11 protein-coding genes and 3 tRNA genes are annotated in these 15121 nt (G+C 71.3%); 8 read left to right on the top strand and 6 right to left on the bottom strand.

Going from position 1 to position 15121, the window contains the following annotated elements; all coding sequences use genetic code 11:
- Nucleotides 1–128 precede the first annotated feature (128 nt).
- On the top strand, nucleotides 129–1457 hold the full coding sequence (locus tag ACFVYL_RS11385; RefSeq protein ID WP_389714630.1) for an RNA polymerase sigma factor: 1329 nt from the start codon (nucleotides 129–131) through the stop codon (nucleotides 1455–1457).
- Nucleotides 1458–1553: 96 nt separating this feature from the next.
- Here ACFVYL_RS11385 and ACFVYL_RS11390 read toward each other — a convergent pair whose 3' ends face one another.
- The 4 genes from ACFVYL_RS11390 to ACFVYL_RS11405 all read right to left on the bottom strand — a co-directional run bounded on the left by ACFVYL_RS11390 (nucleotide 1554) and on the right by ACFVYL_RS11405 (nucleotide 7284).
- Entirely contained in the window at nucleotides 1554–3464 is a 1911-nt protein-coding gene (locus tag ACFVYL_RS11390) for an ABC transporter ATP-binding protein (protein ID WP_389714632.1), read from the bottom strand.
- An 11-nt stretch (nucleotides 3465–3475) separates the two neighbouring features.
- Nucleotides 3476–5209, bottom strand: a complete 1734-nt coding sequence (locus tag ACFVYL_RS11395) for an ABC transporter ATP-binding protein (RefSeq protein WP_389714633.1) — start codon at nucleotides 5207–5209, stop codon at nucleotides 3476–3478.
- Between the two features lie 204 nt (nucleotides 5210–5413).
- On the bottom strand, nucleotides 5414–6841 hold the full coding sequence (locus ACFVYL_RS11400) for an FGGY-family carbohydrate kinase (protein ID WP_389714634.1): 1428 nt from the start codon (nucleotides 6839–6841) through the stop codon (nucleotides 5414–5416).
- Nucleotides 6842–6969: 128 nt separating this feature from the next.
- Complete coding sequence (locus tag ACFVYL_RS11405) at nucleotides 6970–7284, bottom strand: YtxH domain-containing protein (RefSeq protein WP_389714635.1); 315 nt, start codon at nucleotides 7282–7284, stop codon at nucleotides 6970–6972.
- 183 nt (nucleotides 7285–7467) lie between these two features.
- Here ACFVYL_RS11405 and ACFVYL_RS11410 point away from each other — a divergent pair.
- From ACFVYL_RS11410 to ACFVYL_RS11440, 7 genes are all read left to right on the top strand, one after another.
- Nucleotides 7468–7540 (top strand) — tRNA-Asn (locus ACFVYL_RS11410).
- A gap of 5 nt (nucleotides 7541–7545) precedes the next feature.
- Nucleotides 7546–7618, top strand: a tRNA-Asn gene (locus ACFVYL_RS11415).
- A 176-nt stretch (nucleotides 7619–7794) separates the two neighbouring features.
- A tRNA-Ile gene (locus tag ACFVYL_RS11420) sits at nucleotides 7795–7871 on the top strand.
- 577 nt (nucleotides 7872–8448) lie between these two features.
- A complete protein-coding gene (locus tag ACFVYL_RS11425) occupies nucleotides 8449–8931 on the top strand; it encodes a carboxymuconolactone decarboxylase family protein (RefSeq protein ID WP_389714637.1) in 483 nt (160 codons plus the stop codon).
- 181 nt (nucleotides 8932–9112) lie between these two features.
- Complete coding sequence (locus tag ACFVYL_RS11430; RefSeq protein ID WP_389714639.1) at nucleotides 9113–9511, top strand: molybdopterin-binding protein; 399 nt, start codon at nucleotides 9113–9115, stop codon at nucleotides 9509–9511.
- Nucleotides 9512–9614: 103 nt separating this feature from the next.
- Nucleotides 9615–10412 carry a molybdate ABC transporter substrate-binding protein gene (gene modA, locus ACFVYL_RS11435; RefSeq protein ID WP_389714640.1) on the top strand — a complete coding sequence of 266 codons (798 nt, stop codon included), beginning with the start codon at nucleotides 9615–9617 and terminating at the stop codon, nucleotides 10410–10412.
- Between the two features lie 24 nt (nucleotides 10413–10436).
- Nucleotides 10437–12374 carry an ABC transporter permease gene (locus ACFVYL_RS11440; RefSeq protein WP_389714710.1) on the top strand — a complete coding sequence of 646 codons (1938 nt, stop codon included), beginning with the start codon at nucleotides 10437–10439 and terminating at the stop codon, nucleotides 12372–12374.
- An 18-nt stretch (nucleotides 12375–12392) separates the two neighbouring features.
- On the opposite strand, the gene ACFVYL_RS11445 is transcribed toward ACFVYL_RS11440, so the two are convergent.
- Together ACFVYL_RS11445 and ACFVYL_RS11450 are read right to left on the bottom strand one after the other, a co-directional pair.
- Complete coding sequence (locus ACFVYL_RS11445; protein WP_389714711.1) at nucleotides 12393–13991, bottom strand: GAF domain-containing protein; 1599 nt, start codon at nucleotides 13989–13991, stop codon at nucleotides 12393–12395.
- A gap of 47 nt (nucleotides 13992–14038) precedes the next feature.
- A complete protein-coding gene (locus tag ACFVYL_RS11450) occupies nucleotides 14039–15076 on the bottom strand; it encodes a rod shape-determining protein (protein WP_389714641.1) in 1038 nt (345 codons plus the stop codon).
- Between the last annotated feature and the right edge of the window lie 45 nt (nucleotides 15077–15121).

Raw genomic sequence — 15121 nt, forward strand, 5'->3', positions numbered from 1 at the left:
GAGGTTCTCCGGGGTTCGACCCGGGCCCAGGGGTTACCCGGCGGGTAACCACGCGGTCACGGACCGGACTCAAAAAGTCACCGCACGCCCCTCGTGGCGGCCGTGTGTCGTACCCCACACTGGTTCCGGTGCCTGAGTCCTCGGAGCGCGGCCGACCCGCAGACAGCGGGTCCGACACCCCCGCGGTTCCACACATCGTGTCCGGGACGGACAGCGGCGAGGCCGTCGTCCCTCTCCCGTTGCCGCACGCCTCAGCTGCGATCACCCTGGAGGTCGCCCCCGTGCAGACCCAGACCCTCACCCAGACCGACACCGCCGCTAGCGCGGAAGCGGAAGCGGACCTCCTGGAGTCGGTCCCGCCGCAGGGCCGGGCCGGCCGGCACCCGGAGGCGCAGGACATACAGGAGGCCCCTGAGGCCCCCGAAGCCCCCGAGGTCCCCGAGCCCTCCGAGGCCCCTGAGGCCCCCGAGCCCCCCGAGCCCCCCGAGGCGCTGGAACCGGAGACCCTCGACCTCCCCGCCCCCCGCAGCCGCGCCGACGCCGGCGGCCCCTCGTCCGACCTGTTCCGCCAGTACCTGCGCGAGATCGGGCGCATCCCGCTGCTCACCGCGGCGGAGGAGGTGGAGCTCGCCCGTGCCGTCGAGGCCGGTCTCTTCGCCGAGGAGAAGCTGAGCAGCACCCCCGACCTGGACTCCCAACTCGCCCTTGACCTCGACAAGTTGGTGGTCCTGGGCCGGATGGCCAAGCGCCGCCTCATCGAGGCCAACCTCCGCCTGGTCGTCTCCGTCGCCAAGCGGTACGTGGGCCGCGGACTCACCATGCTCGACCTGGTCCAGGAGGGGAACCTCGGGCTGATCAGGGCCGTCGAGAAGTTCGACTACGCCCGCGGCTACAAGTTCTCGACGTACGCGACCTGGTGGATCCGCCAGGCCATGTCCCGCGCCCTCGCGGACCAGGCCCGTACGATCCGCGTGCCCGTGCACGTCGTGGAGCTCATCAACCGCGTCGTACGCGTCCAGCGCCGCATGCTCCAGGAGCGCGGGTACGAACCCACGCCCGAAGAGGTCGCCGCCCACCTGGACCTCCCGCCCGAACGCGTCAGCGAGGTGCTGCGCCTGGCGCAGGAGCCCGTCTCGCTGCACGCCCCCGTCGGCGAGGAGGACGACGTCGCGCTCGGCGACCTCATCGAGGACGGCGACGCCACGAGCCCCGTGGAATCAGCGGCGTTCCTGCTGCTCCGCGAGCACCTGGAAGCCGTCCTCTCCACGCTCGGCGAGCGCGAGCGCAAGGTCGTCCAGCTCCGCTACGGCCTCGCGGACGGCAGGCCCCGCACCCTGGAGGAGATCGGCCGGATCTTCGGCGTGACCCGCGAACGCATCCGCCAGATCGAGTCCAAGACCCTCAACAAACTCCGGGACCACGCCTTCGCGGACCAGCTGAGGGGCTACTTGGACTGACGGCTGGGAGAGCCCCGTAAGGGGCGCGGGAAGTTGCGCGCTCAGCCGAATCGAACCGGCACACGCAGAACACCCGGCCCCCAACGGCGCTTGGCGCTAGTCCACTTCAGCCACGGCCTGCGCGAACTGAGCCGCGTACAGCCGCGCATACGCCCCGTCCGCGGCCAACAGCGCGTCATGCGTGCCCTGCTCCACGATCGCACCGTTCTCCATCACCAGAATCGTGTCCGCGTCACGGATCGTGGACAGCCGGTGCGCGATCACGAACGAAGTCCGCCCGTGCGCGAGGCGGGCCATCGCCTTCTGGATGAGGACCTCCGTACGCGTGTCGACGGAGCTCGTCGCCTCATCGAGCACCAGGATCACCGGGTCGGAGAGGAACGCCCGCGCGATCGTGATGAGCTGCTTCTCGCCCGCGCTCACCCCCGTGCCGTCGTCGTCGATCACGGTGTCGTACCCGTCGGGGAGCGTGCGCACGAAGCGGTCCGCGTGGGCGGCGCGCGCCGCCTCCTCGATCTCCTCGCGCGTGACGTCCTTCGACGCGCCGTACGCGATGTTCTCCGCGATGGTGCCGCCGAACAGCCAGGTGTCCTGGAGGACCATGCCGATCCCGGAGCGCAGTTCGTCCCGCGACATCCCGGCGACGTCGACCCCGTCCAGGGTGATGCGCCCGCCGGTGACTTCGTAGAACCGCATCAGCAGGTTGACCAGCGTCGTCTTGCCGGCGCCGGTCGGGCCGACGATGGCGACCGTGTGGCCGGGCTCCACCACGAGGGACAGGTCCTCGATGAGCGGCTTGTCCGCCTCGTAGCGGAAGGAGACGTGCTCCATCCCGACCCGGCCGCGCAGCCGGTCGGGCCGCTCGCCGGGGACCGGGTCGGCCTCCTGCTCGTCGGCGTCGAGGATCTCGAAGACCCGCTCGGCCGACGCCACACCCGACTGCACGAGGTTCGCCATCGAGGCGACCTGCGTCAGCGGCATGGAGAACTGCCGCGAGTACTGGATGAAGGCCTGCACGTCACCGATGGACAGCGAACCGGAGGCCACCCGCAGACCGCCGACCACGGCGACCAGCACGTAGTTCAGGTTCGAGATGAAGAACATCAGCGGCTGCATGACACCGCTGTTGAACTGCGCCTTGAACCCGGCCTCGTAGAGCTGCTCGTTCTGCTCGGCGAACGCCTTGGCCGACTCCTCCTGGCGGCCGAACACCTTCACCAGGGTGTGCCCGGTGTACATCTCCTCGACGTGGGCGTTGAGCGCGCCGGTGGTCTTCCACTGCTGCACGAACTGCGGCTGCGACCGCTTGCCGACCTTCGTCGCCACGAAGAACGACAGCGGTACGGTGATCAGCGCCACAAGCGCGAGCAGCGGCGACACCCAGAACATCATCACGAGCACGCCGATGATCGTCAGCAGCGAGTTGATGAGCTGGCCCATCGTCTGCGTCAGCGTCTGGTTGATGTTGTCGAGGTCGTTGGTGGCGCGGCTCAGCACCTCGCCGCGCTGCCGCTTGTCGAAGTACGACAGCGGGAGCCGCGACAGCTTCGCCTGGACGTCGCCGCGCATCCGGAAGACGGTCTTGTTGATGGCGCGGTTCGAAAGCCGGGTCGCCACGGCCATCAGCAGGCCCGCCACCAGGAACGTGCCGAGCGCGAGCAGCAGGACCTCGCCCACCGCGCCGAAGTCGATGCCCTTGCCGGGGGTGAAGTCGACGCCGGAGAGCATGTCGGCCATGCCGCCCTCGCCCTTGGCCCGCAGGCCGTCGAGCGCCTGCTCCTTCGTCGTCCCCTCGGGCATGTCACGGCCGACGATGCCCGCGAAGAGCAGGTCGGTGGCGCGGCCGAGGATCTTCGGGCCGAGCACGGAGAGCGCGACGCTCATGACGGTGGCCAGGAGCAGCGCGTACATCGTGCCGCGCTCCGGCTTGAACTGCGTAAGGAGCCGCTTTCCCGAGCCCTTGAAGTCCATCGAGCGGGAGTCGGGGCCCATCATCGGTCCACCCATGCCAGGGGGCATTACGCGGCCTCCGCTTCCGTCAGCTGGGAGAGGACGATCTCCCGGTAGGTCTCATTGCTCTCCATCAGCTCGTGATGGCGGCCCGTGCCCACGACGCGGCCCTCGTCGAGGACCACGATGCGGTCGGCGTCCCGGATGGTGGACACCCGCTGGGCGACGATGACGACGGTCGACTCGGCGGTCTCACGGCCCAGCGCGGCCCGCAGCGCCGCGTCGGTTGAGTAGTCGAGCGCGGAGAACGAGTCGTCGAAGAGGTAGATCTCGGGGCGCTGTACGAGCGTGCGCGCGATGGAGAGGCGCTGGCGCTGGCCGCCGGAGACGTTGGTGCCGCCCTGCGCGACGGGTGCGTCCAGGCCTTCCTCCAGGCCCTCGACGAACTCCTTGGCCTGGGCGACCTCCAGCGCGTGCCAGAGCTCCTCGTCGGTGGCGTCGGGGTTGCCGTAGCGCAGGTTGCTCGCCACGGTGCCGGCGAACAGGTACGGCTTCTGCGGTACGAGGCTCACGGTCTTCGCGAGGAGCGCGGGTTCGATGGTGCCGACGTCCACGCCGCCGACCAGGACCTCGCCCTCGGTCGCGTCGATCAGCCGCGGTACGAGGCTGAGCAGCGTCGACTTGCCGCTGCCGGTCGACCCGATCACGGCGGTCGTCTCGCCGGGCCGGGCGACCAGGTGGACGGACTTGAGGACGGGCTCCTCGGCGCCGGGGTAGCGGAAGCCCGCGTCCCGTATCTCCAGGTGGCCGTGGCTGCGCAGCTCGCGCACGGGGGCGGCCGGGGGCACCACGCTGCTGTCGGTGTCCAGGACCTCCTCGATGCGCTCGGCGCAGACCTCCGCGCGCGGCACCATCATGAACATGAAGGTGGCCATCATCACGGACATCACGATCTGCATCAGATAGGCGAGGAACGCGGTGAGCGCGCCGATCTGCATGCCGCCGCTGTCGATGCGGTGCGCGCCGAACCACACCACCGCGATCGAGGAGATGTTCACGACGGTCATGACGATCGGGAACATCAGCGCGAGCAGCCTGCCGGTGCTGAGCGAGACGTCGGTCAGGTCGGCGTTGGCCTTCCGGAAGCGCTCCTTCTCGTACTCGTCCCGGACGAAGGCGCGGATGACACGGTTGCCGGTGATCTGCTCGCGAAGGACCCGGTTCACGGTGTCGAGGCGCACCTGCATCGTGCGGAACAGGGGTCGCAGCCGCCGCACGATCAGGCTCACGCTGATGCCGAGCACGGGCACGACGGCGACCAGCACGCCGGAGAGCGGCACGTCCAGGCCGAGCGCCATCACGATGCCGCCGACGCACATGATGGGCGCGGTCACCATGAGCGTGAACGACATCAGGACCAGCGTCTGCACCTGCTGGACGTCGTTGGTGGTCCGCGTGATCAGGGTCGGGGCGCCGAACTGCCCCACCTCGCGTGCGGAGAAGGACTGCACACGGTCGAAGACGGCGGCCCGGACGTCGCGGCCGACGGCGGCGGCGGTCCGCGCACCGTAGAAGACGGCCCCGATGTTGCAGACCATCTGCACGACGGTGACGGCGATCATGATGGCGCCGAAGCTGAGGATGTAGCCCGTGTCCCCCTCGACGACACCGTTGTCAATGATGTCGGCGTTCAGGCTGGGCAGATAGAGCGCGGCGCAGGTCTGCAGGAACTGCAGCAGCACCAGCAGGGCGATGGGTTTCTGGTACGGACGCAGGTACGTCCGCAGGAGTCTTATGAGCACGCTCGGTCTCTCGAGGAGTCGGGTGTCGGCAGGTTGGGCGAGGTCGCCCCCAATCCTGCGACACCCGACCCATGGGCGTGCAACTGATTAACCCATGACCGGGTCAAATTTCAGCCCGGGTAAAGAAGTGGGACCACTGAAGGATCTTGGGCCCGCGGGCCCGAACCACGGGCCGACCCCGACGGCAAGCCCCTCTTGCCCCTCTCAGGCGAACGCCCCCGGATGAGCCTGCTCCCGCACCGTCACGTACTGCTGCCGCACCGCCTGCCCCACCGCGAGCTCCTCGCCCGGCTCGAAGACCTGCGCCGCGGCCCCCTGCCAGAGCGGCAACTGGCCGGTCAGCGCCCACGCCGCCTGCCGCGCCGCGCCGATCGCCGCGTAGTCCGCGGGCTGCGGCACCACGACCTGCGTACCGAGCAGCATCGGCGCGGCGGCCTGTACGGCGGGCAGCTCCGCGGCGGCGCCCAGCAGGAACACCCGCCGCACCTCCACCCCACGCCCCCGCAGTACGTCGAGCGCGTCCCCGAGCCCGCACAGCATGCCCTCGAACGCGGCCCGCGCCAGATGCTCGGGCTTCATCGACTCGCGCCGCAGCCCGGTCAGCGTCCCCGCCGCGTGCGGCAGGTTCGGCGTCTTCTCACCCTCCAGATAGGGGAGGAGTACGAGCCCGTGCGCGCCCGGCGTCGACTTCATGGCGAGCTCGGAGAGCTTCTGCAGATCCGCGATGCCGAGCATCTCGGCCGTGCCGCGCAGCACCCGCACGGCGTTCTGCGTGTGGACCACCGGCAGGTGCATCCCGGTGGCGTCCGCGAGCGAGGTGACGATGCCGCGGCCGTCGGCCAGCGCCTCGTGGTGCACGGCCATCACGGAGCCCGACGCCCCGAGCGACACGACCGCGTCGCCCTGTTGCACCCCGAGCCCGAACGCCGCCGCCATCGTCTCGCCGGTACCGGCGGATATCAGCAGCCCCTCGGGCGTCGTGCCCGCGGCCTCTGCGGGGCCGATCACCTCGGGCAGCATCGCCTGGTGGCCCAGGGCCAGTTCGACGAGGTCGGGGCGGTACGTGCCGCCCGCCGCGGACCAGTAGCCGGTGCCCGAGGCGCCGCCGCGGTCGGTCGTGCGCCGGGCGGGGCGGCCGAGGAGCTGCCAGACCAGCCAGTCCGGGGCCTGCATGAGGGAGGCGATCCGCCGTGCGGCCTCGGGCTCCGTCTTCGCCAGCCAGCGGAGCTTCGTCACCGGGTGCGAGGCCTGCGGCACGCACCCCACGGCCTGCGCCCAGGCCTCGCGGCCGCCGAGCCGGTCGATGAGGTCGACGGCGGCGACTTGCGCCCGCCGGTCGTTGCCGACCATCGCGGGGCGCACGGTGTTGCCGTGCTGGTCGAGCGGTACGAGCGCGTTCTGCTGGGCGGACACGCCGATGGCCTGCACCCCTTCGAGCAGCCCGCCGCCCGCTGCCTCGCCGAGGGAGAGCAGCCACGCCTGTGGATCGACGTCGGACGGCCTGGAGCCGCCCTCCGCGCTCTCCAGCGGATGCGGGGCGTAGCCCTGCTTGAGTACGGCGCCCGTGTCCGCGTCACAGACCACGATGCGCGTGAAATCGGGCGAACTGTCCAACCCTGCGACTATCCCCATGCCTGGAATTCTGCCGCACCGGGGGAGGGGCTCGTACCTGTGTTCGCTCTCCGTGATCCGGCAGGAGGGTCCTTCTGGGCGCGGGCCGCCCCGGAGTCAGCCCTTGGGGTGGCCCGCGCCCAGACCACTCAGGTGTTGCTGGTGCCCCAGTCGTCCTCGGCGCCGCCCTGCCCCCGCTGCTCGCGCAAGGAGCGGACCCGGTCGGCCACCGATTCAGGCACCTTGTCGCCGACCTTCTCGGACACCGAGTGGAAGGCCTTGCCCGCCACCTCGCGCCCCTGCTGCGTCGCGGACTCGACGGTGTTGCGCACGGCCGGGTTCTGCGAGATCTCACGGGCGGACTTCTTCAACTGCTCATAGCGCTCGCGTCCGGCCCGGGTCCCGAGCACGTACCCGAGGGCCAGTCCCGCCACGAATGTGAGCCGGTACCGCATGGCTGCCACCCTTTCCTTGCGTCGGCTTCGCACGTCTGTCGCTCGCCTGCTGGTCGCCTGTTGATCGGCTGTTGATCGCCTGAGGGATACCGATTGGCGGAGCACCCCCCTGCTTGCGCTAATGTATGTGTCGCAGCGAGCGCCCGCCGCCCGGAGAGTTCCCAGGTAGGTGCGTTCGATGCAACGAGACGATCCCCTGTAGCTCAATTGGCAGAGCAGCCGGCTGTTAACCGGCAGGTTACTGGTTCGAGTCCAGTCGGGGGAGCTCGGTCTCCTGTAGCTCAATTGGCAGAGCAGCCGGCTGTTAACCGGCAGGTTACTGGTTCGAGTCCAGTCGGGAGAGCTGTACGGAAGGACCCCCGAGGAGCACCTCGGGGGTCCTTTTTCGCGCCTGGTGGAACCATGCGGGCAGCCCTGAGGTCCTCATGGTCGTGCGATGCCGACCATCCGAAGCAGGAGATCGTATGAGCGGCTATGCTGCGGCAGACGGCGCGCACAAATGTGCGCGACGCGCCGTTAGGGGCGGTAGCTCAGCCGGTTAGAGCAGCGGACTCATAATCCGTCGGCCGTGGGTTCGAGTCCCACCCGCCCCACCACAGCGTCGTGGCGCAGGAACGATTCCACCTGCGTCAACCGCGCAAACCCCCGGGCGTGCACCTTCTGGGTGGCTGTCCGAGTGATCGCTGGTCGTCCCTTGAAGGGCGACGCGGCGTCGTGGCGGGCGTGAGAACCTGCCAGGCCTTCCGGCGAGGAGCTGCCGCAGGCGAGCCCGTACGGAACGAGGGCGGAGCCTTCGGTCTCGATGGGCCCCTCCGGACCAGTCATGGTTCCTCCTCCACTCGTTGGCCGACGGCTGTCGGCGGAGCACGCAGGCGCCTGCGAACGACGTTGCGCGCCATCGCGAGGGACGGTCCTCCTTGGCTGGCCGACACGGCGCGTGCAGTCGTGCCGAGCTGACGAGGCATGACGAAGGCGAATGACATCGCAGAGTGGGGCGGCCCGGCTGAATCTTGGACCGCCCATCGGCCGGCCCGTACGCACGAGTACGCGTGACGGGCAAGTGTCCGCGACCCGCGACAGGACCCGCCGGGCCGTGAATCCGCCGCCGATGTCACAACGCGGCGCCCTCGATCCGTCCCACGGGTAATGACGTCGACGACGGAGGAGCCCATCATGGCCACCCCGGATGCCCGCTTGAACATGCGCGACAACCCGGTCGCAGGCAAGGTCTGGAAGCACATCATCGCGGCGAACGCGGCACTCGCCGGGATGTCGGTGCCGACCGCGACGCTGGAACTGGTGAAGATCCGCGCGAGTCAGATCAACGGCTGCAGCGGATGCCTCGACATGCACACCAAGGACGCCGCTGCCGCCGGAGAGAGCACGGTCCGCCTCCACCTGATCGCGGCCTGGCGCGAGGCGACGGTCTTCACCGACGCGGAGCGCGCGGCACTGGAACTGACGGAACAGGGCACGCGCCTCGCCGACGCGGGCACCGGTGTCACGGACGAGGCCTGGGCGAACGCGGCGAAGCACTACGACGAGGAGCAGCTCGCGGCCCTGGTCGCCCAGATCGCCGTGATCAACGCCTTCAACCGGGGCAACGTCATGACCCGCCAGCCGGCGGGCGACTACGAGCCGGGGCAGTTCGGCTGACACCGCAGGAGCCGTCGCCGCCGCGTGCGAGGTCGGGACAGCCCGCACGTGGCGGCCGCGGTTCGCTCCGGGCGCCGCGGACGCGGGAGGGTTGGGGGTTCCTCCAGGGTGGGTCGCAGGTGCGATGTAGATCCGTCTGAAGTTTTCGAGATGCGAGGCTTTCGGCCTTATCTTGTCGCACATGCAGTCCTACACAATTGGGCAGGCCGCGCGTCTGCTCGGGGTCAGTCCCGATACCGCTCGCCGTTGGGCGGATGCCGGTCGCGTCGCCACGCACCGGGATGAAGGCGGGCGGCGGCTCATCGACGGGCGGGATCTCGCCGCGTTCTCCGTCGAGGTCGCGCAGAGCGGTGGTGCGGGGGAGGACGACGTCTCGTACACCACCGCACGTAACGCCTTTCCCGGCATCGTCACCGCCGTGAAGCTCGGCGACGTGGCTGCCCAGGTGGAGATTCAGGCGGGTCCGCACCGGCTGGTCTCGCTGCTGACCAGGGAGGCGGTGGAGGAGCTCGGCCTGGAGGTCGGGATGCAGGCCACCGCCCGGGTGAAGTCCACCAACGTGCACATCGACCGGGCCTGAGCGCAGTACCGGTTCGGGTTCGGTTCGTCCCGCGTTCCCTTCTCCCTTCTCCCTTCTCCGCTCTCGCTCTCGCTCTCCGCTCACCCCATGCCAGGAGCTCTGTATGTCCCCGAAGTTCCCCGCCCGCACCGTCCGCCGTACCGCCGCCGCCGTCGTGACCGCCGCGCTGCTCGTGCCGCTCGCCGCCTGTGGGAGCGATGACGACAACGGGAGCGAGAAGGAGGGCGGGGGCAAGGACGTGCAGCTCACCGTTCTTGCCGCCTCGTCGCTCACCGACGTCTTCGCCACCGCCGAGAAGGCGTACGAGAAGGCGCACCCGGGGACGGACATCACCGTCTCCGCCGCCGGGTCGCAGGAGCTTGCCGCGCAGGTCAAGCAGGGGTCGCCCGCCGACGTCCTGGTCACCGCCGATACCAAGACCATGGACGGGCTCAAGGGGGAGACCGGCACGCCCAGCGTCATCGCCAAGAACCGGCTCGTCATCGCCACGCGCGAGGGCAACCCGGACAAGGTGAAGGGGCTCAAAGATCTCGCCGACAGCAAGCTGAAGGTCGTCCTCGCCGACGACACCGTGCCCGTCGGGCGCTACAGCAAGCAGGTGCTCGACGCCCAGAAGGTCTCCGTGAAGCCCGTCTCCAAGGAGGCCAACGTCCGCTCCGTGCTCAGCAAGGTCGAGCTCGGCGAGGCCGACGCCGGCATCGTCTACAAGACGGACGCCGCCACCGCGCCCGGCAAGGTCGACGCCGTCGAGATCCCCGACGCGCAGAACGCCGTCGCCTCCTACCCGGCCGCGACCCTCAAGGGCTCCAAGAACAGCGCGGCCGCGGCCGCGTTCGTGAAGTGGCTCAGCACGCCAGAGGCCCAGAAGATCCTGCGGGACGCGGGCTTCCAGAAGCCGTAGTCCTCATCGATGCCGCGCCCTCGCATGCCGCGCCCCCTGACCCGCAACCGCCCGCCGCTCACGCTGGCCGTTCCCGCCCTGCTCGCCGTCGCGTTCCTGCTGATGCCGCTCGTCGGCATCCTCGCCCGGACCGAGTGGGGCGACCTCGGCACGCATCTGACCACCCCCGGCGTCACCCAGGCCCTGAAGCTGTCGCTGCTCGTGTCCTTCTGGGCGCTCGGGCTCTCGCTGGTGCTCGGGGTGCCGCTGGCCTGGCTGCTTGCCCGGGTGGAGTTCCCGGGGAAGGCGCTCGTACGGTGCCTCGTCCTGCTGCCGATGGTGCTGCCGCCCACCGTCGGCGGCGTCGCGCTCCTGCTCGGATTCGGGCGGCGCGGGCTGCTCGGGCCCTGGCTGGAGAACACCTTCGGGATCGTGCTGCCCTTTCACACCTCGGGCGCGGTGGTCGCGGCGACGTTCGTGGCCATGCCGTTCCTCGTGATCAGTCTTGAGGGCGCGCTCGGCGGGCTGCGGCCCGGCTTCGAGGAGACGGCGGCCTCGCTCGGGGCCTCCCCGGTACGGGTGTTCCTCACCGTCACCCTGCCGATGGTCGCCCCCGGGCTCGTCGCGGGCGCCGCCCTGACCTGGGCGCGGGCCCTGGGTGAGTTCGGCGCGACGATCACCTTCGCGGGGAACCTGCCCGGCACCACACAGACCCTGCCGCTCCAGGTGTACCTGCTGCTCCAGGAGTCCCCGGAGGCCGCGACCTCGCTGTCGCTGCTGCTGCTCGCCATCGCGATGGCCGTCCTCGCCGGGCTGCGCGGGCGGTGGACGACGGGAGCCGCCGTACGCGTACGGGAGCAGCCCGCCGACTCCGGGGAGGGGGACGAAGGAGTGACGGCGTCCCCCCGACCGACCGTCAAGACCGCGGCCTCGCAGGAGCGGGAGCGATGGGCCCTGCACGCCGACGTGAGCGGCCACAACGAACTCACCCTCGACGCCGCACCCGGCACCACCATCGCCGTCGTCGGACCCAACGGCGCGGGCAAGACCACCCTGCTGCGCGCCCTCCTCGGCCTGACCCCGCGCGCCCACGCGCGACTGCGGCTCGGCGATCGCGATGTCACCGGGCTGCCGCCGCACCGCCGCGGGGTGGCCTGGGTCCCCCAGGAAGGCGCCCTCTTCCCGCACCTCAACGCGCTCGGCAACACCGCCTACGGGCTGCGCGCACAGGGCGTCCGGCGCGCCGAGGCCCGCCGGGAGGCACAGGCGTGGCTCGACCGGCTCGGCGTCGGACACCTCGCCCACCGCAAGCCCGCGCAGCTCTCCGGCGGCCAGGCCCAGCGGGTCGCGCTGGCCCGGGCGCTGGCCGCGCGGCCCCGGCTCCTGCTCCTCGACGAACCGCTCGCCGCCCTCGACCAGACCACCCGCGCCCACGTCCGCCACACCCTGCGCAGGCACCTCGACGGGTTCGGCGGGGTGTGCCTCATCGTCACGCACGACCCCGTCGAGGCCGTCTCGCTGGCCGACCGGGTCCTTGTGCTCGACGAAGGGCGTACGTTGCAGGACGCGCCGCCCGCGGACGTCACCCGGCACCCGCGCTCGCCCTGGGTCGCCCGCATGCTCGGCCGCAACGCCTGGCCCGGCACCGCGGACGCCGACGGCTCGCTCGCGCTGGCGGGTGCGGGCCGCCTGGTCGTCGCCGATCCGCTGGAGGCGGGGGCGCGGGCGCTCGCCGTCATCGCCCCGGAGGCGGTGTCCGTGCACCGCGAGCGGCCGGAGGGCAGCCCGCGCAACGTGTGGCCGGGAACGGTACGGGAGATCACCGCCGCCGGCAGCCGGCTGCGCGTCCTGATCGCCTCGCGCGAGGCGCCCGACCTGATCGCCGAGATCACTCCGCAGGCGGCGCTCGACCTCGCTCTCGCGGACGGGAGCGAGGTCTGGACGAGCGTGAAGGCCACGGAGGTGTCGGTGGTGGCGCTCTGACGTTTTTGGGGGCCGTGGTTACAGGGGTGCCTGCCAGGTCACCGTCGTGCCCGCCTCCACGCCGTCGGTGTCCCCGTCGTCGTACACCGTCAGGCGTACCCCCTCCCGCCGGTCGGGCAGCGTCGCCTTCGCGTCGATCGCCACGTCGACCCGGGTGACGCCGGTGCGGCGCGACGCGGCGGCAAGGGCCCGGCGCAGGGCCGCGAGCAGGTGTCCTGCGGTGGGGTCCGTGACCTGGTTGTCGACGGCCCCGGCGAAGTGCACCGACGGCTGGATGCCAAGGACCGCGGACGCGCCCGCCGTCTCGCGCAGCACCTTGCCGCGGAAGGTGGCCGGGGCGTCGGCGGGCGGCTGCTGGAGCGCGAAGATGGCCGTGCGCACCTCCTGGATGGTCGACTCCAGCTCGTCGACGGCGTGGTCGAGAGTCGACTCGACCTGCGTCGCCCGGGCCCTGCTGCGGGTCGCGTCCAGCATCATGCCGGTGGCGAAGAGCCGCTGGACGACGAGGTCGTGCAGGTCGCGGGCGATCCGGTCGCGGTCCTCGAAGACCGCGAGGCGCTGCCTGCTCTGCTGGGCGTCGGCCAGTACGAGGGCCAGCGCGGCCTGCGACGCGAACTGCGTGGCGAGCAGGCGCTCGGCCGAGGTGTAGGCGGGTGCGCCGCGCCTGCGGGGCAGCGCCAGGGTGCCGATGAGGCGGCCGCCGGCCTGCAGCGGCAGCATCATGCTGGGGCCGAAGCGGACGCGTACGTGCGTCGTCATGCGGGGGTCGGTCGCCGAGTCCTCGATGAACACGGGCTCCCCGCCGAGAAGCTGCTCCAGCACCTCGCTGCCGGGTTCGATAGTGGTGCCGATGAGGTCGTTGTGGGTCGGGGGGTACGGCTGGCGGGGTGTCCTCGGTGCCATCGCCGGTGCGGTGGCTACGGGGGGTGCGGTGGTCACGGGGGGTGCGGTGGGGGTGGCGCGCCCTGGCCGGGTGCCCGCCGTCGTGCCCCAGCCGTGGGGCGCGCCGTCCGTGGCCGCCGCGACGATGCTCATGCCCCCCGCCTCCGTGGGCTGCAGGATCACCCCCGCCGCAGCGCCCGCGAGGATCCGTGCCCGGTCAGCCACCGTCATCAGCGCGTCGGCCGCCGCCTCGCCGGTGAGCAGCGCCGTGGTGACCGCCGCCGCGCCCTCGATCCAGCGCTCCCGCTGCCGGGCCGCTTCGAAGAGCCGGGCGTTGCCGATGGCGATGCCCGCCTGGCTCGCCAGGACCCGCAGGAGCTGCCGGTCCTCCTCGGTGAAGGGGCTGCCCCGCGCCTTCCGTGCGAGCAGGATCGTGCCGAACGGCTCGTCGTGGACCTGGACCGGTACGGCGATGACGGTGCCGTCGGCGGCGGGCCGTACGGCCGGTACCCCGTCGGGGAAGCGGCCGGGGCCGCCCGCCACGAAGAGCTCGTCGGGTCCTTCGTGACCGGAGGCGTCGACCCCGAGCGTGCCGAGCTCCGCCCCGGTCAGCCTCGCCGCGCTGTCCACGATGTGCTGGAGCGTGGCACGGAGTTCGAGGTCCGTGCCGACGCTGAGGACGGCTTCGAGGATCGGCTGCATCGAGGGCGGCGCCGTGTCCGCACCTTCGGGCATCTCGGTCACGTACGACGTACTCCGTGGTCGGGGAGGCGGGCGTCCGGTCAGCCGGACAGCGGAGCCAGGGACAGCGGCTGGATCTTGCCCTCCAGCATCGCACCGAGCCCGAGCACGGCGCACACATCAGGCCGTTCCGCGATATGTACGGGCATTCCGGTCGCGTCCCGCAGCATCTGGTCCAGGCCCGGGAGCAGCGCGCTGCCGCCGACCATCATGATGCCGCGGTCCGCGAGGTCGGCCACCAGATCCGGCGGGCAGTCGCGCAGCACCTTGCCGATGCCGTCGAGGACGGCGGTGAGCGGGGTGTGGATGGCGTCGCGGACCGCGGCCGTGTCCACCTGGACGGAGCGGGCCAGGCCCGTCGCGACGTCCCTGCCGTGGATCTCCGTCGACTCCGGGCCCTGCGGCGTGAGGCCGTTGCCGTGCAGGGCGAGCTGGAGGGGGCGTACGGACTGGGAGGGCAGCATCAACTCGTGGTGGTGGCGCAGGTGCTGCACGATCGCGTTGTCGATCGCCTCGCCGCCCACCGGGATCCGCTGAGCGGTCACGATCGCGCCGAGGGAGAGCACCGCGACCTGCGTGGTGGCCGCGCCGCAGACGAGGATCATCGTCGCCTCGGGGCGCTCCACGGGAAGTCCGCAGCCGACCGCCGCCGCGATGAGCGTGTCCACCAGCTCCACGCGGCGCGCGCCGAGCCCGACCATGGTCTCGGTGGCGGCACGCTGGGCCAGGGGGTCCGCGTCGTGCGGGGTGCAGACGGCGGCGCGCAGCCGGGGCTTGCGGCGCAGGGTGCGGCGGAGCTTCTCGCCGATCAGGTTGCGCAGCATCCGCTGGGCCATCTCGATGTCGACGACGGTGCCGCCGGAGACGGGGCGGACCACCCGGATGTAGCCGGGCGTACGTCCCGTCATCTGCTCGGCGAAGTGGCCGACCGCGATGAGCGCGCCCGTACGCGTGTTGACGGCGGCGGCGCTCGGCTCGTCGACGACGAGTCCCGCGCCCTTCACGAACACCCGGGTCCTCGCGGCTCCGAGGTCGACGGCGATGTGGCAGCGGCGCAACTGCTCCAGACTGACGGTCATGGCAGATCCTCCCGAGAGCGCAGACCGTACGGACCGTCGGTCGGC

The sequence above is a fragment of the Streptomyces sp. NPDC058308 genome, assembly GCF_042880275.1.
In the GTDB taxonomy this organism is placed as follows: domain Bacteria; phylum Actinomycetota; class Actinomycetes; order Streptomycetales; family Streptomycetaceae; genus Streptomyces.

Excerpts from the sequence above, each read along its gene's own strand:
- ACFVYL_RS11450 (WP_389714641.1), bottom strand. The coding sequence starts at position 15,076 with ATGACCGTCAGTCTGGAGCAGTTGCGCCGCTGCCACATCGCCGTCGAC.
- ACFVYL_RS11425 (WP_389714637.1), top strand. The coding sequence starts at position 8,449 with ATGGCCACCCCGGATGCCCGCTTGAACATGCGCGACAACCCGGTCGCA.
- ACFVYL_RS11445 (WP_389714711.1), bottom strand. The coding sequence starts at position 13,991 with ATGCCCGAAGGTGCGGACACGGCGCCGCCCTCGATGCAGCCGATCCTC.
- modA (WP_389714640.1), top strand. The coding sequence starts at position 9,615 with ATGTCCCCGAAGTTCCCCGCCCGCACCGTCCGCCGTACCGCCGCCGCC.
- ACFVYL_RS11440 (WP_389714710.1), top strand. The coding sequence starts at position 10,437 with ATGCCGCGCCCCCTGACCCGCAACCGCCCGCCGCTCACGCTGGCCGTT.
- ACFVYL_RS11390 (WP_389714632.1), bottom strand. The coding sequence starts at position 3,464 with ATGGGTGGACCGATGATGGGCCCCGACTCCCGCTCGATGGACTTCAAG.
- ACFVYL_RS11400 (WP_389714634.1), bottom strand. The coding sequence starts at position 6,841 with ATGGGGATAGTCGCAGGGTTGGACAGTTCGCCCGATTTCACGCGCATC.
- ACFVYL_RS11430 (WP_389714639.1), top strand. The coding sequence starts at position 9,113 with ATGCAGTCCTACACAATTGGGCAGGCCGCGCGTCTGCTCGGGGTCAGT.